The following is a 21,728-nucleotide window of genomic DNA, read 5'->3' on the forward strand; positions in this document are numbered from 1 at the left end:
TATGCGCATTATGAAAGCGGAGCAGTTTGGTTTGAAGCGCGAGGTCGAGTACGGCTCGCCGGAGCAGAACGAGGTCGTTCGGACCATTGTCGAGGCGGTCCGAACGGAAGGAGACGCGGCGCTGCTTAAGTATACCGAGCAGCATGACCGCGTGAAGCTGGATGCGGCGTCGCTTCGCGTGACGCAGCAGGAGATCGAGGCGGCGTACGCGAAGGTCGACGCCGCATTCCTCACGGCCATCCGCGAGGCGGCCGTGAACATTAGGGCTTTCCACGAGAAGCAGATGCGCGTCTCGTGGATGGACCTGCAGCCCGACGGGACGCTGCTCGGGCAAATATTGCGACCGCTGAAGCGGGTCGGCGTATACGTGCCCGGAGGCAAGGCGGCTTATCCGTCGTCTGTGCTCATGAACGTCATTCCGGCACAAGTAGCCGGCGTGCCGGAGATCGTGATGGTAACGCCGCCGGCCACTGGCGGCAAGGAAGGCATCGACCCGTATATTCTCGTTGCCGCCGCGGAATCTGGCGTCAAGGAGATGTACCGGGTCGGAGGCGCACAAGCCATTGCCGCGCTTGCGTTCGGCACGGCTACGATTGCCCCGGTCGACAAGATCTGCGGACCGGGCAATATCTACGTGGCGCTGGCTAAGCGCGCCGTATTCGGCGCCGTCGATATCGACAGCATCGCCGGCCCAAGCGAAATCGTCGTCCTAGCCGATGACACGGCGGACGCATCTTACGTCGCTGCCGACCTGCTGTCGCAGGCCGAGCACGACGAGATGTCGTCGGCGATCCTCATTACGCCGTCGACGAAGCTGGCCGAGGCTGTCGCCGCTGAAGTCGAGCGCCAGCTCGCAACGCTGCCGCGCGAGGCGATCGCCCGCAGCTCGGTAGACAACTACGGCGCAGCGCTGCTCGTCGACTCGCTGAAGGACGGCATCGACGTCGTCAACCAGTTGGCGCCTGAGCACTTGGAAGTGCTGACGGCCGATCCGATGAGCCTGCTCGGCCTCATCCAGAACGCGGGCGCGATCTTTCTCGGCCCGTACAGCTCGGAGCCGGTCGGCGATTATTTCGCCGGACCGAATCACATCATACCGACAAACGGTACGGCTCGCTTCTCCTCGCCGGTCAACGTCGACGACTTCCTCAAGAAGTCGAGCTTGATCTACTACAGCAAGGAAGCGCTGATGGCGAATGGCGATAAGATCATCACGCTCGCTCGCCATGAGGGATTAGAGGGACACGCTCGCGCGATCGAAATCCGGTTGGAGAAGGAACGCGGGCTTCAATAAATCAGTTTTGATTGACCAATTAGCGGCATTTTATCAAACTAAATTCGGCGGTAGACGCTGAATCGTCCAATAGCGGTATTTTGGGAAACTAATTGGACGTATTTTGGCTTAGACGCTGAAATGGCCCATTTAATTGCCCTAAATGCCGATATTGATGAACAGCTTTTCGAGTCCAACGCCGAATTAGTGTCCCGAAAGGACACTAAACACGAACGCAACATGCGATGACAACCCAACCCAAACTAACTAACCAACCAATATAAACAGAAAGAAGGAATTACAGTGGCGGATATTAGAGTGCGCGAGGCGTCGGTCGTGCGCAAGACGAATGAAACGGACATTAAGCTGTCGTTCGCGGTGGACGGAACAGGCGAGACGAAGATCGATACCGATGTGCCTTTCCTGAACCATATGCTCGACCTGTTCACGAAGCACGGACAATTCAACCTGCAAGTCGAGGCGCGCGGCGACATCGACATCGACGATCACCATACCGTTGAAGACATCGGCATCTGTTTAGGCCAGACGCTTCGCGAGGCGCTGGGCGACAAGCGCGGCATAAAGCGTTACGCGAGTGTATTCGTACCGATGGATGAGGCGCTCGCGCAGGTCATTATCGACGTCAGCAACCGTCCCCACTTCGAATACCGCGCGGAATACCCGTCGGCGCAGGTCGGAAGCTTCACTACGGAGCTCGTCCACGAGTTCCTATGGAAGCTCGCGCTGGAGTCGCGCATTACGCTGCATGTTATCGTGCACTACGGCAAAAACACGCATCACATGATCGAAGCGGTATTCAAAGCGCTCGGCCGTGCGATCGACGAAGCGACGAGCATCGATCCTCGCGTACAAGGAGTGCCTTCAACGAAGGGAGTGCTGTAGATGATTGCGATTATAGATTATGGCATGGGCAATCTGCATAGCGTAAGCAAAGCGGTTGAACGACTCGGGTTCGAGGCCGTCATCACCGCAGACCCGCAGCGCATTCTGGAGGCGGACGGCGCGATATTGCCCGGGGTTGGCGCATTCGGCGACGCGATGCAGAACCTGCGCAACACGAAGCTGGACGAGGTGGCGAAGTTCTATGCGGCATCAGGCAAGCCGATGCTGGGCATCTGCCTCGGCATGCAGCTTCTGTTCAGCGAGAGCGAGGAATACGGCCGGAACGAAGGGTTGAACCTTCTTCCTGGCAAGGCCGTTCGATTCCAAGGCGATTATAAAGTGCCGCATATGGGCTGGAATAAGCTTTCGTTCTCGCAGGCGCAATCGCCATTGTTCGAAGGGCTTGAAGAAGGACATGTGTATTTCGTTCACTCCTTCCATGTGAAGCCGGAGCTGGCGAGCGACCTGCTTGCAACGACCGACTACAATCAACAAGTGACGGCGATCGTCGGACGCGGCAACGTGTATGGCATGCAGTTCCATCCGGAGAAAAGCGGCGAGCTCGGCATGCAGCTGCTCGGCAATTTCTTGGCGCTGACCGGCAGCCCGCGGCTGCAGCAGCAAGTATAACGAACGGATATAGCGATAGAAGGCCCGGCCAAAGCGAAGCGCAGTCAATCTATTCAGCTTGGAAGCGGCCAGGGCATATAAAGGAGAGGGCAACATGCTGGCGAAACGTATCATACCGTGTCTCGACGTGAAGGACGGCCGGGTCGTAAAGGGCGTCAACTTCGTGAATCTTCGCGATGCGGGCGATCCGGTCGAACTTGCGGCTACTTATGACCGCGAGGGTGCAGACGAGCTTGTGTTTCTGGATATTTCGGCGTCGGTCGAAGGACGCGCGACGATGATTGAGGTCGTGAAGCGGACGGCTGGCGAAATTACGATTCCGTTCACGGTTGGCGGCGGCATCTCCCATGTGGACGATATGAAGCGGCTGCTGCGCGCGGGAGCGGACAAAATCGGCATTAATACGGCAGCGGTTAAGAACAAGGGGCTCGTATCTGAAGGTGCCCGTAAGTTCGGCTCGCAGTGTATCGTCGTAGCCATCGACGCGAAGTTCAACCCGGAATGGGGCGAATGGGAAGTGTACACGCATGGCGGCCGTCAGACGACGGGCATACGCGCGCTGGAATGGGCACGCGAGGTCGAGCGTCTCGGCGCAGGGGAAATCCTGTTGACTAGCATGGATGCGGACGGAACGAAGGACGGCTTCGACGTGAAGCTGACGCAAGCGGTATCCGATTCGCTAGGCATTCCGGTCATCGCCTCCGGCGGAGCCGGACGGGTCGAGCACTTCAGCGAGGTGTTCCAACAGGCGCACGCGGACGCGGCGCTTGCGGCGACGATTTTCCACTATAAAGAAATGACGATACGCGAGGTTAAGGACGATTTGCGTCTGAAGGGAGTAGAAGTTCGATGACGGTCAACAATTACAACGAGCTGCTTACACAAATCAAATGGGATGCGGCAGGACTAATTCCGGCCGTCGTTCAGGACGCTCAGAGCAAGGAAGTGCTCATGCTCGCGTACATGAATGAGGAATCGCTTAAGCTGTCTATAGAATCCGGCGTCACCTGGTATTGGAGCCGCTCGCGCAGCGAGCTATGGAACAAGGGGGCGACCAGCGGACATACGCAGCGCATCGTCTCCATGTCCTACGACTGCGACGGCGATACGCTGCTGCTTCGCGTGGAGCAGCAAGGTCCGGCTTGCCATACAGGCCGATATAGCTGCTTCTACAATGCGATCGAGGTGCAAGGCGCATCGACTGAAGCTGCGGAATCCGCAGAGCCTGCAGCGGAGCGCTTCGCGATGCTCGGCCATCTGGAGAGCGTCATCGCGCAGCGCGATGCGGAGCGTCCGGACGGCGCTTACACGACGTACCTGTTCGAGAAGGGCGTAGACAAGATCCTGAAGAAAATCGGCGAAGAAGCGTCCGAGGTCATTATCGCGGCTAAGAACCAAGACAACGACGAGCTTCGCAGCGAGGCAAGCGATCTTATCTTCCATCTGATGGTGCTTCTGCGCGAGCGCAAGCTGCCGCTTGACGACGTGATGCGCGAGCTAAGCGGCCGCGTAGGAAAGCCGACGACGAACAAAATGAGATAACCTGCTGGCTATCGAATTATCAAGAATTATCAAATTCTCATTTTACAAATGAATAAGCTACGAAAGGCCGGAATGCTCATGTTTATCGATTATCATACCCATCATGCCCGCTGCGGCCACGCGGTAGGCGAGCTTGAAGAGTACGTGAAGAAGGGCATCGAGATCGGACTTGCGCAGATCGGCCTTTCCGACCATATGCCGTTGCTGCATGTTGATCCGGCAACTTACCTGCCGGAGATGGCGATGCCGATGGAGGAGCTTCCGCGTTATGTCGAGGAATGTCTTGCTCTGAAGGAGAAGTACAAGGGGCAGATCGATGTTCGGGTCGGCCTGGAAGGCGACTACATCGAAGGCTGCGAGGAGCAGATCGAGCGTATCGTGAAGGCGTACCCTTGGGATTATGTGATCGGCTCGGTTCATTTTCTGGGCGAATGGGACATTACCGACTTCCGTCAGACCGCGGGCTGGGAAGGCAAGAACAAGCTTGCGGTGTACGAGCAGTATTACGATGCGGTTATGAAAGCGGCGGCAACGGGCTTTTACGATTACATCGGCCATATTGACGTTATCAAGCGGTTCGGCTTCAAGCCGGATGAGGATGTAACCCATCTTGAGAACGCCGCGCTCGAAGCGGTGAAGAAGCACGGTCTTGCGATCGAGCTGAACGCATCCGGTCTCCGGACGCCGGTGAAGGAGATGTTCCCAAGCCGCCGAATGCTCGAATATGCTTATGAACTCGGGATTCCGCTGACGATAGGCTCGGACGCCCATCAGCCGGAGAGACTCGGTCAATATTTGGAAGAAGCGCGCGCAGCGCTTAAGGAAGTGGGCTATACGCAGCTAGCGACATTTAATTGTCGAAAAATAATGCTGATTGATTTTTGAATTATCGTAAATTCGATGTATAATAGGATAGAATAAGACAAGGTTTGTCGAATAATATTCGGCAGGCGACAGTACTCGATAAGTAAAATTTATTGGTTTAAACGCTCAGGAGGGTATCATGGTAAGCGACAAGGTGCGTATATTTTCGGGTTCGTCCAATCCGGTATTGGCTCAAAAAATCAGTGCAGAGCTTGGTCTATCACTCGGTGCAATCAAGATGTCTCGTTTCAAAAGCGGAGAGATTTACGTTCACTACGAGGAAACGATTCGTAACTGCGACGTGTTTCTCGTTCAATCGTTCTCGCATCCGATCAACGAGCATTTTGTAGAATTGCTCGTGATGATCGATGCGGCTAAGCGCGCTTCGGCGAGAACGGTCAACATCATCATGCCTTATTACGGCTATGCTCGTCAGGAACGCAAGGCAGCTCCGCGGGAGCCGATCTCGGCGAAAATGTTGGCTGACGTGCTTACGACGGTTGGCGCGAACCGCGTCATTACGATCGATTTGCATGCACCGGCGATTCAAGGCTTCTTCAACATCCCGGTTGACCACATGACGGCGCTTGATCTGATCAGCGATTACCTGAAAGCCAAAAACATCAAAAATCCGGTCGTCGTATCGCCGGATGCAGGTCGTGCTTCGACCGCGGAGAAGCTGGCTAACTACCTGGACACTTCGTTTGCGATCATGATCAAGAAGCGCCCAGCGCACAACGAATCCTCCATAACGCATGTTATCGGCGATGTAGAAGGTCAAACCCCGATCATTATCGAGGACTTGATCGATACCGGCACGACGATCGTCAATGTTGTGGAAAGCCTGAAGGAGCGCGGCGCGGAAGACGTGTACGTATGCGCGACGCATCCGCTGTTCTCCGGTAATGCCATTGAGCGTTTGGATCATCCATCCATAAAAGAAGTTATCGTGACCGACTCGATTCTGTTGCCGGAATCGACGCCGGAGCGATTCAAAGTGTTGTCTGTGGCGCCACTGCTTGCGGAAGCGACACGGATCATTTTGGAGGGCGGCTCGATCAGCACGTTGTTCAAGAACAACGGCGTGTAATATTCGGCTGGCCATGCCCATATGCCCAAAAGAATAGGTTTGCCGCGAAAAATCGCGGGCGGCTCGCATGCCGTCCGCGATTTTTCCCACATATTCTTTCGTGTTAGGATAGGCGGCGCTATGGTATAATCTTAGAAAATCGGAAGTAACGGGAGGTGCCTTGCTAGTGAAAGAGAAGAGACTTGTGGCTGTCGATAAGCAAACGAAGGTAATACCGATTCAATGGGACGCTACGTTTTTCTTTGAACGGGCTGTTCGTTCGCTGGATCGATTCCATTACGACAAGGCCCTCAAATATTTTCGGCGCGCCGTTGAATACGAACCTGATAATCCAGTTAACCATTGCAATATGGCCGGCATCTTATCGGAAATGGGCAATTATGAGGAATCGAACCGGATCTTGAGCATGATCGTAGACGAGCTCGATCCATCGATGACGGAATGCCATTTCTATATGGCGAACAATTATGCGAATATGGAACAGTACGAGGCGGCCGAAGGCTCGCTAATTCAATATTTGGAGGAAGACCCCGACGGCCAGTTTCTCGATGAGGCGGAAGATATGATGGATCTGCTTCATTACGAGCTGGAGCGCCCGACCCAATTGAAAAACATTAAGTCGCGCGAGGGTATGATCGAGCACGATCAAGCGCGAACGCTGCTCGAGGAAGGCAAGTTCACGGAAGCGGTCCGCATATTGGAGCAAATCACGCAGCAGCAACCTGATTTTCTCGCGGCGAGAAACAATCTGGCGCTCGCTTATTATTACATGGGCATGTTCGAAAAGGCGATGGAGACGATTCAAGAGGTGTTAGCTATTGAGTCGGGCAATTTGCATGCGCTTTGCAACCTTGCGATTTTCTACCAGCACGAGGGCGACGAGAAAAATCTGCGTCCGCTCGTTGAGCTGTTGAAAAAGACGGCTCCTTTCCATCAAGAGCATGTGTTTAAACTCGCTACGACAATGGGTATCTTAGGAGAGCACAGCTCCGCGCACCGTCACTTCTCAAGACTGCTGAAGGATGCCGAGCTTCATCAGGATCCATGCCTGTACCATTACGCGGCTGTAGCTTCCTGCAACATCGGACGGCTCCAGGAAGCGGAGCGTCTATGGAAGCAGGCGATCAAGCTTGATCCGATGTCGGGCATCCCGCAGTATTATATGGAGCAGCTGGAACATATCCGCAGCGGCAATCAGACCGGCCATGTAAGCTACCATTATCATTTACCGTTCGAGGAGCAGTTCAAGCTATGGGAAAAGTCGTCTGACGGCATTCCCGATCATCTGAAGCGGGACCCGCTCGTTCGATCTTCCTTCTTCTGGGCGCTGCGCCATGGCGATCAGCATACGAAGCTGCAGGTCATTCAAGCGCTCGGCATGATTGCCGACAGCGAAGTAAAGGATGTGCTGCGCGCTTTTCTGCTGGAGCGGGACGAAGACGACTATTTGAAGCGGATCGCGATATTCGTATTGCGGACGATCGGCGTTCAAGAGCCGCTGCATGCGGTATTGGAAAGTAAGGATACGGTCATTGAGCCGAACCGGGTGCCTTCGCGTCTGCCTGTGTGGGATGAGAAATGGCAGGCCGTCGTCGAGATGGCGATGAATCGTATGAATAAGCAGTATGACCTTGTCCAGCAGCATGACCTCATGACGCTGTGGGTCGAATTTTTGTCGCGGGTGTATCCGGATGTACCGAAGCTGAGCAAGCCGGAGGGCTGGGCAGCGGCACTGGAATATTTGACGGCCAAGATGCATCGCCGCGCGATCTCGTACCATGAAGTTTCTATGCGTTACGGCACATCGATTGCTACGGTAAGCAAGAACGTGAAGACGATCGACGGCGTGTGCGGCATTAAGGAAAAGATGAAGTCGGTAAGCTCGGTGTTTTCTTCGAATTCTACGGATGAATAGGCTTTAACCGTATGTAGAATCGAGCGAGACAAACTATAGATGAGGTGATATATATGTACAAATCGATTATTATCGGTACCGGCCCTGCCGGACTGACTGCAGCTATTTACTTGGCTCGCGCCAATATGGAGCCGCTTATTATCGAAGGACCGGAGCCTGGCGGCCAACTGACGACGACGACGGAAGTCGAGAACTTCCCCGGATTCCCGGAAGGCATCATGGGACCGGAGCTTATGGAAAATATGCGCAAGCAAGCGGAGCGCTTCGGCGCCAAATTTATTACGGGCTGGGTCAACAGCGTCGACCTGTCGGAACGTCCGTTCAAGCTACAAGTAGAAGGTCACGGAGAGCTGATTGGCGAGAGCGTCATAATCTCGACCGGCGCATCGGCGAAGTACCTCGGCATTCCGGGCGAGAAAGACAATGTCGGACGCGGCGTCAGCACTTGCGCGACATGCGACGGCTTCTTCTTCCGCGGCAAAAAGATTATCGTGGTCGGCGGCGGCGATTCGGCGATGGAGGAAGCTAACTTCCTGACTCGCTTCGCGTCGAACGTCGAGCTGGTCAACCGCCGCGATGAGCTTCGCGCATCGAAGATTATGCAGGACCGCGCTCGCGAGAACGAGAAAATAAGCTGGAGCCTGAATCGCACGCCGATTGAGGTAGTCGCAAGCGGCATGGGCGTTACCGGCTTGAAGGTTCGCGATAACGCAACAGGCCAAGAGGACGTTATCGAGACGGACGGTATCTTCATCGCGATCGGCCATACGCCGAATACGAAGTTCCTGAACGGCCAGATCGATACGGACGAGCATGGCTACATTAAGGTGAAGCCGGGCAGCTCCGAGACGAACATAGCAGGCGTATTCGCATGCGGGGACGTACAGGACAGCAAGTACCGCCAAGCGATCACGGCTGCGGGAAGCGGCTGTATGGCGGCGCTCGACTGCGAACGTTTCCTCGAAGGCAGCATTACGCATGACTGGAGCAAGTCGGTTTAATCGTTAAAGTGAATAGGGGCTGTATCGGCTAAGCGATGTTTAGCAGGTGCAGCTCTTTTTATTTCATATCGGGACTATGCTGCGTGGTTCAAATATCCAACATAGCTCGCCTCGAAATATTCGATTATGAGGGAAAATTCATTTAACGGTGACTGCATACGGGTTATGATGGAATCGGTGCACGCAAAGAGCTTGATAAGTGCTTGAACAGCTTGTTTTACCAGCATTCTACATTGTTGACGACAGCATGAACAACGCTTATAGTGGGTACAGAGAAGTTTAACATTATTGATGAGGTGGACTAGTGATGTCTGAGAAGATTTACGTTGGCGTCGATGTCGGCGGTACTGCAATTAAAGTAGGAATTTGCAACGCGGAGGGACAGCTGCTCCAGACATATGAGGGCCCGACAGAGACAAGTAAAGGAACGGACACTATCCTTCATAATATCGCGACCTATGCACGCGCCATTGTAGACGAATCGTCTTATGAGTGGGAACAAGTTGACGGCGTAGGCGTTGGCATCGCCGGTTTTCTTGATATTCCTAACGGCATTATTAAATTCGCTCCTAACTTGAAAATCGAAAATGTCGATTTGAAGTCTTATTTGGAGAAACAACTGAACAAAACAGTCAAAGTCAATAACGACGCGAACGTAGCTGCGCTTGGCGAAGCATGGGGCGGAGCAGGCAAAGGCATCGACCAATGCGTATGCTATACGCTCGGCACCGGCGTTGGCGGCGGTATTATTATAAATGGTAAAATCGTAGAAGGTTTCGCAGGCATGGCGGGCGAACTCGGTCATATGTCCATCGTTCCCGATCTGGAAGCGATTGGGTGCGGCTGCGGCAAGATGGGCTGTCTCGAGACGGTATCTTCCGCAACGGGCATCATTCGCATGGCGAAGGACGCCGTAGAACGCGGCGACCGCACGAATCTGTCGCATGTTGAAAACATCATGGCGAAGGACGTTATCGATGCTGCCAAAGCGGGCGATGAGGTCGCTTCCCGCATCGTAAGCCGTGCTGCTTACTACTTGGGCAAGTCGATGGCAATGATGGCGATCATCCTTAATCCGCAATACTTTATTATTGGCGGCGGCGTATCGAAGGCGGGCGACTTCCTGTTCGATCAAATCCGCGAAGTATTCGAGAAATACACGCAAGATCAAGCGAAAGAAAACGTGAAGATCGTTGCGGCTACACTCGGCAATAACGCTGGCGTTGTAGGCGCTGCCGGACTTATTCTTAGAGGCTAGTCTTTACTTATTAAGAAGCAACATGAGCTGCGCCGCCTACGGGCGGCTACAGCCAGTTATGGTAGAAGTAGGTTTTGCATTCGCAAAACCTTAGCTTATGCTTACGAAGTAGGTTTTGCATTCGCAAAACCTTTAAGGAGGTTGGTCCAACATGGAGACGGCCGTTACAGTTGCGAAGCTTGTCATTATTACAGGAATGTCGGGCGCGGGCAAAACGATTGCCGTGCAGAGCCTCGAGGATCTCGGCTTCTTCTGCGTCGACAACCTGCCGCCGGTGCTTATTCCGAAGTTCGCCGAGTTGATCGATCAGTCGAACGGCAAGATCGGCAAGGTCGCGCTCGTGATCGACCTGAGGGGGCGCGAGTTTTTCGATGCCTTGGCGGAATCGCTGGCATTCATCAAGGATCATTACACGATCGACTGCGAGATTCTGTTCCTGGACGCAACGGACGAGGTGCTCGTTCAGCGTTACAAGGAGAGTCGCCGCCGTCATCCGCTTGCGCCGGAGGGCATGCCGCTGGAAGGTATCCGCAACGAACGCCGGATGCTGGAGGATCTGAAGGGCTCGGCCTCGCAGGTGATCGATACGACCATATTGAAACCGGGCCAGCTGAAGGAACGTATTATATCGCGGTTTACGAATTTGGAACAGAACAGTCTCTCCGTGAACGTAACCTCCTTCGGCTTCAAGTACGGCATACCTATCGATGCCGACCTCATCTACGACGTTCGTTTCCTTCCGAACCCGCATTATATCGAACATCTGCGTCCGAATACGGGACAAAATCCGGATGTCTACGAATATGTGATGAAGTGGCCCGAAACACAACAATTTCTAACCAAGCTGCTCGACATGCTGCAATTCCTTATTCCTCTCTACCGCAAGGAAGGGAAAAGCCAGGTTGTCATCGGGATCGGCTGTACGGGCGGCAAGCATCGCTCTGTCGCGATCGCCGAATATTTGGGACGCATGCTCGGCAGCAGCGATACGGAACGCATTCGTGTCAGCCATCGCGATGCCGATCGTGACAAGCATTGACGGGGTGAGACGATGCAAACAAGGCATAAAATTTTAAGACGCCCTAAAATCGTCGTAATCGGCGGCGGTACGGGGCTTTCTGTCATGCTGCGAGGATTGAAGGAGAAGCCGCTCGACATTACGGCTATCGTAACGGTTGCCGACGACGGGGGGAGCTCCGGCATTTTGCGCAATGAGCTTCAAATTCCGCCGCCCGGCGACATACGCAACGTGCTTATGGCGCTTGCGGACGCCGAGCCGCTGCTTACCGAGGTGCTTCAGTACCGATTTAATAGCGGAACAGGATTAGCCGGGCATAGTTTAGGCAACCTAATGCTAGCGGCCATGACGGATATTTCCGGCGACTTCGTAACTGGCGTGCGTGAGCTAAGCCGCGTTCTGGCCGTTCGAGGACGGGTGCTGCCCGCCGCCAATCAGGCGATCGTGCTGAAGGCGGAAATGGCCGACGGCTCAATTGTAACGGGTGAATCGATGATACCCAAGGCCGGCCAGGCCATTAAGCGGGTATTTATCGAACCGAGCGATGTGGAAGCTTTGCCTGAGGCGGTAGAAGCGATTGAGCAGGCAGACGCGATCCTGTTCGGTCCGGGAAGCTTGTACACGAGCATTATTCCGAACCTGCTCGTCCCGAAGCTCGCAGAAGCGATCATTGGATCAAATGCAGTGAAGCTGTTTGTATGCAATGTAATGACGCAGCCGGGCGAGACGGACAACTATTCGGTTAGCGATCACTTGGAAGCCGTACATCGGCATATCGGTCATCATTTGTTCGATTATGTCATCGTCAACGACGGAGAGATTCCGCCGCAGATTGAAAGCAAGTACGCGGAGATGGGCTCTAAGGCCGTTCATCTCGACTTGGACGAGGTAACGCGCCGCGGTTATCAGGTCATAGCGGATCGCCTTGTGCTGTTCCGGACTTTTTTGCGGCATGATGCCGAACGTTTGAGCCATCATATCTATAAACTGGTAGAGAACTGGATGCTTAGAAAGAGGTGATGAACGATGTCTTTTGCGGCACAAACAAAAAAAGAGCTAACCCTAATTGAAGCCGATAGCTGCTGTGAGCGTGCAGAGCTGTCCGCGCTATTACGGATGAACGGCTCGGTCAGCGTATCCAGCCGCAAGGTCGTCCTCGACATCTCGACTGAAAATGCGGCAATCGCCAGAAGAATCTACTCTCTGCTTAAGAAGCATTACGATATGCATATTGAGCTGCTTGTGCGCAAGAAAATGCGCCTGAAGAAAAACAATGTGTATATCGTTCGGATTCCTTCGGGAGTACAGGAAATACTAAGCGAGCTCGGAATCGTGTCGGAGGGCTTCATGTTCAATAACGGCATCGATAAGGAGATCATTCGCAAGCCGTGCTGCAAACGGTCTTACCTGAGAGGCGCTTTCCTGGCCGGAGGCTCGGTCAACAATCCGGAGGGCTCATCTTATCATCTGGAAATTGCAACACTGTATGAGGAGCATTGCACGGCGCTTGTGGAGCTGGCCAATAAGTTCGACCTAAATGCGAGATGCATTGAACGGAAAAAAGGCTTCATCCTGTATATCAAGGAAGGCGAGAAAATCATTGAGCTGCTCAACATTATCGGCGCGCATCAGGCGTTGTTCAAGTTCGAGGATGTACGGATTATGCGCGATATGCGCAACTCCGTCAACCGGATCGTCAATTGCGAGACGGCGAATCTGAACAAGACGATCGGAGCGGCCGTCCGTCAGATCGATAATATCAAGCTGCTGCAGAAAGAGATCGGCCTCGACAGTCTCCCTGAGAAGCTGAAGGAAGTAGCCGAAATCCGGCTGCAGCATCCCGATATGAATCTGACAGAGGTCGGCGAAATGCTTAGAGGCAAGGTAAGTAAGTCGGGCGTCAACCATCGTTTGCGCAAAATCGACGAACTTGCGGAAAAAATACGCGGCAGTTAGCTTTTCACCTAGTGCAACCGCTGGTATAATGTTATAATAATGCAAAATGATCTAATCACCAAAGATAAGAAGTATAAGTCTAAATCTTATACAAGCTTATATTTCTGCGTTGAACGTTGCTTGCCTTCGCGGTCGTTGGCTGAGCAGTCCGACGCTTATGAATGAGTATAATATAGGGGGTATGGTTTCCATGACAAGGCTTCCGGTTGTCGTTCGTCTGAAGACGGGGCTTCATGCAAGACCTGCAGCGTTATTCGTACAAGAAGCGAACAAATTTTCCTCCGAGGTATTTGTAGAGAAAGACGACAAAAAAGTTAATGCGAAATCGATCATGGGCATTATGAGTCTCGCGATCAGCTCCGGCACTGAAGTATCCATAAGTGCAGAAGGTTCGGACGCGGAGCAGGCTGTAAACGCTTTAGTCGCTCTTGTTAGCAAAGAGGAACTTGAAAATCAATAATTCATTGATTATCGATGAAAGAAGTCTATTTCGATCGTAAGATCGGGTAGGCTTTTTTGCATTTCGGCAGGTTTGAATAGAAAGTTATTAGACCAATTGTGGATAAATGTGAATAGAATGTTGATAACTATGTGGATAAAAGGTTTTGCGGAGGTGGAATGTGGATAGATAATGAGTAAAGGGTGAAGAAGAGGCGACCTATGAAGCGATGAATGGCTGGCTTAGGGAGAGTGGAAATAGCTACATTGGATAATGGCATTAACTTCGGCAGATTTAAGGGGATTCTAAACCTATGTTGGATATCTGCACTAACTCTCCACGGTGGGAGCGTCTGGTGACTATTCGAGAGCGAAGTTGCTGCGAAAATCCAATATAGCCGTTTCATTGACTTCAAAGTGACTTTCTATAATGCAAAAGTCCAATATAGCCGTTTAGCGGCAACGAAAAAAGGCGGCACAAGGATTGTCCTTGTGCCGCCTTTTCTAATTTCTTGGAAGGTTATTATTAGACAACCTTCTCGATTACTTTGTCAACAAGGCCGTATTCCTTCGCTTCCGCTGCGCTCATGAAGTAGTCGCGATCGGTGTCTTGCTCGATACGGCTAAGCGGCTGACCGCTGCGCTCGGCAAGAATGCCATTGAGATGATCGCGCATCTTGATAATGCGACGCGCGCGAATCTCGATGTCGCTCGCTTGTCCCTCAGCGCCGCCAAGCGGCTGGTGAATCATTACTTCGCTGTTCGGAAGCGCATAACGCTTGCCTATCGCGCCTGCCGTCAGCAGGAATGCACCCATCGAAGCGGCCATACCGACGCAGATAGTCGATACGTCCGGCTTAATGTATTGCATCGTATCATAGATCGCCATGCCGGCCGTAATCGAGCCGCCTGGGCTGTTAATGTAAAGAGATATGTCCTTCTCGGGATCATCCGCCGCAAGGAACAGCATTTGCGCGATGATGGAATTAGCCACCACGTCGTTTACACCTGATCCAAGAAAAATAATGCGATCCTTCAACAACCGAGAGTAAATGTCATAGGCACGCTCTCCGCGATTGCTTTGCTCAATAACCATAGGAACGAAATTCATATCCAACGCAAGCCCCCTCCTTCAACATGAACGAAAATGGTTAAATCGTATTCTCATAATAACGGATGGAAACTCAAAAGTCAAAGATAGTCAGACAAATTGTCTGACTAATTATCGGACAAGGAATAAGAGGCCGCTTTATCAAGGTTTTGGCCCAATTGAGATACGGGGCAAGCTATGTGTAGTGTTGCGTTCGCGGTGGCGGATCTGACACCAGAAGTAATAATGAGCATTGATTGCACAGCGAGCAGATAGGGAAAGGTAACAAAGTTGCCCTTATAGTTCGATTTCGTCGAACTAAATGATCCATTAACGCCCGGTGAGGCAATGAGAGTCAAATTAGTTTCCCGAAATGACGCTAATGAGCCAATGCTGGCCGAGTATGCGAATTTAATTTCCCGAAATGCCGTTACATCAGTGCTGAAGGTGAACGAATTCAATAAAAAAGGCCATTCCGATTCAACATCATCGGGATGGCCTTAATAGGTATGCGTTATGTAGTGCTTGGAAAAGGTAAGTGGCGCGCCCGCTAGGAATCGAACCTAGATCTCAGGCTCCGGAGGCCTACGTCATATCCATTGGACCACGGGCGCAAAAAACAGTAGCAAAGGTGATTATATGACAATAGCGGCTAGAAAGCAAGCGACTTCCTTAAATTAAATTTGTGAAAATCGTGACAGTAATCGCTTTCAGTAGGTTTTAAGCTCTTGCGGCCATCTCGAATTTCCGATAATATAGGAGGTGGGACTACAAATGTTATAGAGGGACGTTTCGTGTCCCAGGTAAAGAAGCTGAAGTCTCATATAACGGGTGGAGTGAAGGATAAGATGCGTCAGATCATTGAACTGCAGCAGCAGCTTGTGCCGGATCTTCTGGATGTAATGAGAAAGAGGTATTCGATTCTGCACCAGGTCATGCTGACAGAGCTTATCGGACGCCGTACGCTCGCCTCGGCGTTATCGCTGACGGAACGCGTGCTGCGCACGGAGATCGAGTTTCTGAAGGCACAAGGCTTACTCGATGTTCATTCGAGCGGCATCCGCATTACGGATGCTGGCAGAGAGCTTCTGGAGCAGTTGGAACCGGTCTATAAGACGATGTTCGGTCTGTCGGAGCTTGAAGATCGAATCCGCACTCGCTTTGGGTTATCGCAAGTTGTTATCGTTGCCGGGGATTCCGAAAGCTCGGCACAGACGAAGCGGGAGCTCGGCCGTGCTAGCGCGCAAGTACTTCGCAAGCTGATGCAGCCTAATGATGTCGTTGCCGTAACCGGCGGAACAACGATTGCCCAAGTCGCGAATCATTTATCAACCTCTACCGCGCTCAAGACGAATTGGTTCGTGCCTGCCAGGGGCGGGCTGGGCGAGAGCCTCGACTACCAGGCGAATACGATCGCTTCGACGATGGCGAAGCGCACGGGCGCGCAATACCGCTTGCTTCATGTCCCGGATCATCTGGGCGAGGAAGCTTTCTCGTCGATTATGCAAGAGCCTAACATTCGCGAGATTGTAGATGTCATCCGAAGCGCCAGAATCGTCGTCCACGGTATCGGGGATGCGATGGTTATGGCTAGGCGAAGACGGCTGGAGCAGGACGTCATTGATGAAATGGCGGCAGAAGGGGCATTGGCGGAGTCGTTCGGATTTTATTTTGACCGAAACGGCGCTGTGGTGCACAAAATGCAAACGGTAGGATTACGGCTCGAGGATATTGTAAAGACTGAAGTTGTTATAGGCGTTGCCGGAGGCAAGAGCAAAGGCGAAGCGATCGCAGCCGTGATGCGATTCGGTCATAACGATGTGCTTGTGACGGACGAAGCTGCCGCGCTAGAGATCGTAGCTATAATTGAACAAGAGCAAAAAGTTACTTAATGTAGTGGTCATGACGTTATTGCCGGACAGGGCAACCTGCCGCAGGCAAGACGTCTTGAAATAAATTGCCTTATCCCAAAAATGCTTAGGAGGAATTAACAATGGTTAAAGTAGGTATTAATGGTTTTGGTCGTATCGGCCGTAACGTATTCCGCGCAGCACTGAACAACCCTGATGTACAAATCGTGGCAGTGAACGATCTTACGGACACGAACACACTGGCTCACCTTCTTAAATATGACACGACTCACGGCACTCTTGACGCAACAGTAGAAGCTAAAGAAGGCGCTTTGATCGTAAACGGCGTTGAAATCAAAGTGTTCGCTGAGCGTAACCCGGCTGACCTTCCTTGGGCTTCCGTAGGCGCTGAAATCGTAGTCGAATCGACTGGTATCTTCACGGCGAAAGAAAAAGCCGAGCTTCACCTTCAAGGCGGCGCTAAAAAAGTTATCATCTCCGCACCGGCTACTAACGAAGACATCACGGTTGTTATGGGCGTTAACGAAGATAAATACGATGCATCCGCGCACACGATTATCTCCAACGCTTCTTGCACAACGAACTGCCTAGCACCATTCGCAAAAGTATTGAACGACAAATTCGGTATCGTTAAAGGTATGATGACGACGATTCACTCGTACACAAACGACCAATCCGTACTTGACGTTCCACACAAAGACCTGCGCCGCGCTCGCGCTGCCGCAGAAAACATCATCCCTTCGTCGACTGGCGCTGCGAAAGCCGTTTCCCTCGTATTGCCTGAGCTGAAAGGCAAATTGAACGGTATGGCTATGCGCGTACCTACACCTAACGTTTCGGTTACTGACCTTGTTGCAGAACTGAAAGTCAACGTTACGGTTGAAGAAGTTAACGCAGCGCTTAAAGATGCTTCCGAAGGCGCTTTGAAAGGCATCTTGAACTACAACGAATTGCCGCTTGTATCGAGCGATTACAATAGCGACCCTGCTTCCTCCACTATCGACGGTCTGTCGACGATGGTTGTCGAAGGCAACATGGTGAAAGTTATTTCCTGGTACGACAACGAGTGGGGCTACTCGAACCGCGTAGTTGATCTTGCTGCATATATCGCAAGCAAAGGTCTGTAAGAAAAGAAGGCGAACGGGCCGAGGCACCCTGCTCCGCTGGGCGCTTCGGCTCTTAAGTTCGCGCCCTTTTGGGGACTTGGACCATGAGGGCGTTTCTTCTTGACGAAGGAACGCTCTTTTCTTTTTTTCAATAATTACTACTTACTTCATCAATGTGATAGATGCATACGGCTAGCTTACTTTGAGAATTTCTGGGAGGTTTTTTTCGATGAACAAGAAAAGTGTACGCGACGTAGCTGAACTGGCAGGCAAACGGGTATTTGTACGCGTTGATTTCAACGTGCCGCTCGAGAACGGAAAAATTACGGATGACAAACGGATCCGCGAGACGCTTCCAACGATCAACTTCCTGATCGACAAAGGCGCTAAAGTGATTCTTGCGTCTCACCTTGGCCGTCCAAACGGTCAAGTGGTAGAAGAGCTTCGTCATACGGCTTCCGCAGCGCGTCTGTCCGAGCTTCTGGGTAAACCGGTAACAAAGGCTAACGAAGCTATCGGCGAAGCCGTAGAAGCGCAAGTAGCGGCTCTAAACAACGGCGACGTATTGCTCCTTGAGAACGTACGCTTCTACGAAGGCGAAGAAAAGAACGATCCCGAGCTGGCGAAAGCTTTCGCCAAACTGGCTGATCTGTTCGTCAACGACGCATTCGGCGCTGCTCACCGCGCGCATGCTTCGACGGAAGGCATTGCGCACTTGCTGCCGGCCGTATCCGGTCTTCTGATGGAGAGAGAGCTTGAAGTTCTAGGCAAAGCATTGAACAACCCTGAGCGTCCTTTCACGGCGATCGTAGGCGGTTCGAAAGTAAAAGACAAAATCGCGGTTATTGACAAAATGCTTGAAATTGCCGACAACATCATCATCGGCGGCGGCTTGTCCTACACATTCTTCAAGGCGCAAGGCCATGAAATCGGCAAATCGCTCGTAGACAACAGCAAGCTTGATCTGGCGCTTGAGTTCATAGAGAAAGCGAAGAAGCTCGGCAAAAACTTCCTGATCCCTGTTGATATCGTTGTAACAGACGACTTCAGCGCGAACGCTAATACGCAAATCGTTGACGTAGACGGCATTCCTGCCGAATGGGAAGGCATCGACATCGGACCTAAGACTCGCGAGCTGTATGCAGACGTTATCAAAAACTCCAAGCTCGTTGTATGGAACGGACCGATGGGCGTATTCGAAATCGAGCCTTTCTCCCACGGAACGCAAGCAGTAGCTCGCGCATGTGCGGAAACGTCCGGCTATACGGTTATCGGCGGCGGCGACTCGGCTGCGGCAGCCGAGAAATTCCACCTGGCTGACAAAATGGACTTCATCTCGACTGGCGGCGGCGCTTCCCTTGAGTTCATGGAAGGCAAAGTACTCCCGGGCGTTGTAGCCCTTAACGATAAATAAGAATTCCATTAGGAGGTAATAGCATGAGCAGAAAACCGATTATTGCGGGCAACTGGAAAATGTTCAAAACCGTTTCCGAAGCGGTATCCTTCTTCTCCGAAGTGAAAGGCAAAGCGGAAGTAGACGGCGTGGAGAGCGTGATCTGCGCTCCATTCACAACGCTTCCTGCCCTTATTGAAGCGGCGAAAGGCACGTCGATCGCTATTGGCGCGCAAAACGTTCACTTCGAAGACAACGGCGCATTCACGGGCGAGATCAGCGGCGTCATGCTGAAGGATCTTGGCGTGAAATACGTTATTATCGGCCACTCCGAGCGCCGCGCTTACTTCGCGGAATCGGATGAGATCGTTAATAAAAAGGTTCATGCTTCGTTCAAAAACGGCTTGCTGCCGATCGTCTGCGTAGGCGAGAAGCTCGAAGAGCGCGAAGCCGGACAAACGAAAGACGTGTGCAAAGTGCAAACCGAAGCGGTATTCCAAGGGCTGTCGGCTTCGAAAGCGGCTGAAGTCGTTATCGCATACGAGCCGATCTGGGCGATCGGAACCGGCAAATCGTCGACTTCCGAAGACGCGCAAGACGTTATCGGATATATCCGCGACGTTGTATCCGCTCTGTATGACCAAGCAACTGCTGATGCGGTTCGCATCCAATACGGCGGCAGCGTGAAGCCGAACAACGTAGCGGAATACATGGGCCAAGCGGACATCGACGGTGCTCTTGTAGGCGGCGCAAGCCTTGAGCCTGCTTCCTATATCGCTTTGGTCGAGGGGGCCAAGTAAGATGGCTGCTCCGAAACCTGTAGCGTTAATCATTCTTGACGGCTTCGGCCTTCGCGACGACGTAACCGGCAATGCGGTTGCCCAAGCGAACAAGCCGAACTACGACCGTTACTGGTCGACTTACCCGCACACGACATTGACGGCTTCCGGCGAAGCGGTCGGCCTGCCGGAAGGTCAAATGGGCAACTCAGAGGTTGGCCACTTGAACATCGGCGCTGGACGAATCGTTTACCAGGATTTGACCCGGATCAGCAAGTCGATTCGCGACCGCGAGTTTTTCGACAATGAGACGATTCTTGGCGCCGTCCGCCATGTAAAAGCAAACGGCAAGAAGCTTCATCTGTACGGTCTTCTCTCCGACGGCGGCGTTCATAGCCATATTGAGCACTTGTTCGCCTTGCTTGAGCTGGCGAAGAAAGAAGAGCTCGAAGAGGTATACATCCACGCGTTCCTCGACGGACGCGACGTATCGCCGGACAGCGCGAAGGGTTACCTGGAGCGGCTGCAGGCGAAGATCGAGGAAGTCGGCGTTGGCCGCATCGCAACGGTTCAAGGCCGTTACTACGCGATGGACCGCGACAAGCGCTGGGAGCGTACGGAGAAGTCTTACCGCGCCATGGTTTACGGCGAAGGACCTCAATATACGGATCCGATTAAGGCGGTAGTTGAATCGTACGAGAAATCGGTTTATGATGAATTCGTTATGCCAACGGTTATCGTAAGCGAAGGCAATAAGCCGGTCGGTCTGGTAGAGTCCGAAGATGCCGTTATATTCTTCAACTTCCGTCCCGACCGCGCGATCCAATTGTCGCAAGTATTTACGAACGAGGACTTCCGCGGCTTCGATCGCGGCGCGAGCCACCCGGTTAACCTGTACTTCGTCTGCTTGACGTTGTTCAGCGAAACCGTAGGCGGCTACGTTGCGTATTCACCGAAGAACCTCGACAACACGCTTGGCGAAGTGCTCGCGCAGAACAACAAGAAGCAGCTTCGTACGGCCGAGACCGAGAAATATCCGCATGTCACGTTCTTCTTCAGCGGCGGACGCGACGCGGAGCTTCCGGGCGAGACGCGCGTGCTGATCAACTCGCCGAAGGTCGCAACGTACGATCTGAAGCCTGAGATGAGCGCTTACGAGCTTGCGGAATCGACGGTTCGCGAGATCGAATCCGGTGTACACGACGCGATTATTCTGAACTTCGCCAACCCCGACATGGTCGGTCACTCCGGCATGCTGGAGCCGACGATCAAAGCGGTTGAAGCGACGGACGAATGCCTGGGCAAAGTCGTAGAAGCCGTGCTGGCGCAAGGCGGCGTATGCATCATTACGGCCGACCATGGCAACGCGGATATGGTATTCGACGAGAATGGCCGTCCGTTTACGGCGCATACGACGAATCCGGTTCCGCTGATCGTGACGAAAGCGGGCGCAACGCTTCGCGAAGGCGGCATCCTGGCCGACATCGCGCCGACGTTCCTGGATCTGAGCGAGCTGAATCAGCCTGCTGAGATGACGGGCTTGACTTTAATCAACAAGTAATGCCAGCAATGAAATCCAACAAATAAAAAGGAGTGTTTTA

At 52.8% G+C, this 21,728-nt stretch carries 20 protein-coding genes and 1 tRNA gene; 19 read left to right on the top strand and 2 right to left on the bottom strand.

Translation table 11 applies throughout. The features are described from left to right. The first annotated feature begins 1 nt into the window (after position 1). From hisD to J2T14_RS21085, 14 genes are all read left to right on the top strand, one after another. Positions 2–1,294 carry a histidinol dehydrogenase gene (gene hisD, locus J2T14_RS21020; RefSeq protein ID WP_307473902.1) on the top strand — a complete coding sequence of 431 codons (1,293 nt, stop codon included), beginning with the start codon at positions 2–4 and terminating at the stop codon, positions 1,292–1,294. Positions 1,295–1,576: 282 nt separating this feature from the next. After that, on the top strand, positions 1,577–2,176 hold the full coding sequence (hisB, locus tag J2T14_RS21025) for an imidazoleglycerol-phosphate dehydratase HisB (RefSeq protein ID WP_307207906.1): 600 nt from the start codon (positions 1,577–1,579) through the stop codon (positions 2,174–2,176). Next, on the top strand, positions 2,177–2,806 hold the full coding sequence (gene hisH / locus J2T14_RS21030; protein ID WP_307473905.1) for an imidazole glycerol phosphate synthase subunit HisH: 630 nt from the start codon (positions 2,177–2,179) through the stop codon (positions 2,804–2,806). A gap of 94 nt (positions 2,807–2,900) precedes the next feature. Beyond that, positions 2,901–3,659 (top strand): imidazole glycerol phosphate synthase subunit HisF, encoded by a 759-nt coding sequence (hisF, locus tag J2T14_RS21035; RefSeq protein ID WP_307207903.1) that lies wholly within the window; start codon positions 2,901–2,903, stop codon positions 3,657–3,659. Beyond that, positions 3,656–4,348, top strand: a complete 693-nt coding sequence (gene hisIE / locus J2T14_RS21040) for a bifunctional phosphoribosyl-AMP cyclohydrolase/phosphoribosyl-ATP diphosphatase HisIE (protein ID WP_307473907.1) — start codon at positions 3,656–3,658, stop codon at positions 4,346–4,348. The genes hisF and hisIE overlap by 4 nt, the downstream gene beginning before the upstream one ends. A 78-nt stretch (positions 4,349–4,426) precedes the next feature. Then, positions 4,427–5,233 carry a histidinol-phosphatase HisJ gene (hisJ, locus tag J2T14_RS21045; protein ID WP_307473909.1) on the top strand — a complete coding sequence of 269 codons (807 nt, stop codon included), beginning with the start codon at positions 4,427–4,429 and terminating at the stop codon, positions 5,231–5,233. A gap of 118 nt (positions 5,234–5,351) precedes the next feature. Continuing rightward, complete coding sequence (locus tag J2T14_RS21050; protein ID WP_307207901.1) at positions 5,352–6,302, top strand: ribose-phosphate diphosphokinase; 951 nt, start codon at positions 5,352–5,354, stop codon at positions 6,300–6,302. 166 nt (positions 6,303–6,468) lie between these two features. After that, positions 6,469–8,217, top strand: coding sequence for a tetratricopeptide repeat protein (locus J2T14_RS21055; RefSeq protein WP_307473911.1), 1,749 nt, complete (start codon positions 6,469–6,471; stop codon positions 8,215–8,217). A gap of 53 nt (positions 8,218–8,270) precedes the next feature. Further along, positions 8,271–9,218: a thioredoxin-disulfide reductase gene (gene trxB, locus J2T14_RS21060; RefSeq protein ID WP_307207899.1), complete on the top strand. Its 948-nt coding sequence runs from the start codon at positions 8,271–8,273 to the stop codon at positions 9,216–9,218. A 307-nt stretch (positions 9,219–9,525) separates the two neighbouring features. Continuing rightward, entirely contained in the window at positions 9,526–10,476 is a 951-nt protein-coding gene (locus J2T14_RS21065) for an ROK family glucokinase (protein WP_307473913.1), read from the top strand. Between the two features lie 151 nt (positions 10,477–10,627). Then, positions 10,628–11,515 (top strand): RNase adapter RapZ, encoded by an 888-nt coding sequence (rapZ, locus tag J2T14_RS21070; RefSeq protein WP_307207896.1) that lies wholly within the window; start codon positions 10,628–10,630, stop codon positions 11,513–11,515. Between the two features lie 12 nt (positions 11,516–11,527). Continuing rightward, entirely contained in the window at positions 11,528–12,514 is a 987-nt protein-coding gene (locus J2T14_RS21075; RefSeq protein ID WP_307207895.1) for a gluconeogenesis factor YvcK family protein, read from the top strand. Between the two features lie 6 nt (positions 12,515–12,520). Further along, positions 12,521–13,450, top strand: coding sequence for a DNA-binding protein WhiA (gene whiA, locus J2T14_RS21080; RefSeq protein ID WP_307473915.1), 930 nt, complete (start codon positions 12,521–12,523; stop codon positions 13,448–13,450). Positions 13,451–13,640: 190 nt separating this feature from the next. Further along, the gene (locus J2T14_RS21085) at positions 13,641–13,910 is read left to right on the top strand and encodes an HPr family phosphocarrier protein (RefSeq protein ID WP_028609180.1); all 270 of its coding nucleotides are present in this window, start codon (positions 13,641–13,643) and stop codon (positions 13,908–13,910) included. A gap of 504 nt (positions 13,911–14,414) precedes the next feature. Here the strand turns inward: J2T14_RS21085 and clpP are convergent. Both clpP and J2T14_RS21095 read right to left on the bottom strand, forming a co-directional pair. Next, complete coding sequence (gene clpP / locus J2T14_RS21090; protein ID WP_307207925.1) at positions 14,415–14,999, bottom strand: ATP-dependent Clp endopeptidase proteolytic subunit ClpP; 585 nt, start codon at positions 14,997–14,999, stop codon at positions 14,415–14,417. A gap of 518 nt (positions 15,000–15,517) precedes the next feature. Continuing rightward, a tRNA-Arg gene (locus tag J2T14_RS21095) sits at positions 15,518–15,592 on the bottom strand. A 234-nt stretch (positions 15,593–15,826) separates the two neighbouring features. On the opposite strand from J2T14_RS21095, the gene J2T14_RS21100 reads away from it, so the two are divergent. The 5 genes from J2T14_RS21100 (at position 15,827) to gpmI (ending at position 21,688) form a co-directional block, all read left to right on the top strand. Beyond that, the gene (locus J2T14_RS21100; protein ID WP_307207924.1) at positions 15,827–16,870 is read left to right on the top strand and encodes a sugar-binding transcriptional regulator; all 1,044 of its coding nucleotides are present in this window, start codon (positions 15,827–15,829) and stop codon (positions 16,868–16,870) included. A gap of 101 nt (positions 16,871–16,971) precedes the next feature. Further along, positions 16,972–17,976: a type I glyceraldehyde-3-phosphate dehydrogenase gene (gap, locus tag J2T14_RS21105; RefSeq protein ID WP_307207893.1), complete on the top strand. Its 1,005-nt coding sequence runs from the start codon at positions 16,972–16,974 to the stop codon at positions 17,974–17,976. A 208-nt stretch (positions 17,977–18,184) separates the two neighbouring features. Continuing rightward, a complete protein-coding gene (locus tag J2T14_RS21110) occupies positions 18,185–19,369 on the top strand; it encodes a phosphoglycerate kinase (protein ID WP_307207892.1) in 1,185 nt (394 codons plus the stop codon). Positions 19,370–19,392: 23 nt separating this feature from the next. Further along, positions 19,393–20,148 (top strand): triose-phosphate isomerase, encoded by a 756-nt coding sequence (gene tpiA / locus J2T14_RS21115; protein WP_307473917.1) that lies wholly within the window; start codon positions 19,393–19,395, stop codon positions 20,146–20,148. 1 nt (position 20,149) lies between these two features. Beyond that, positions 20,150–21,688, top strand: a complete 1,539-nt coding sequence (gpmI, locus tag J2T14_RS21120; protein ID WP_307473919.1) for a 2,3-bisphosphoglycerate-independent phosphoglycerate mutase — start codon at positions 20,150–20,152, stop codon at positions 21,686–21,688. Positions 21,689–21,728: the final 40 nt, after the last annotated feature.

The organism is Paenibacillus harenae (assembly GCF_030812415.1).
Lineage (GTDB): Bacteria > Bacillota > Bacilli > Paenibacillales > Paenibacillaceae > Pristimantibacillus > Pristimantibacillus harenae_A.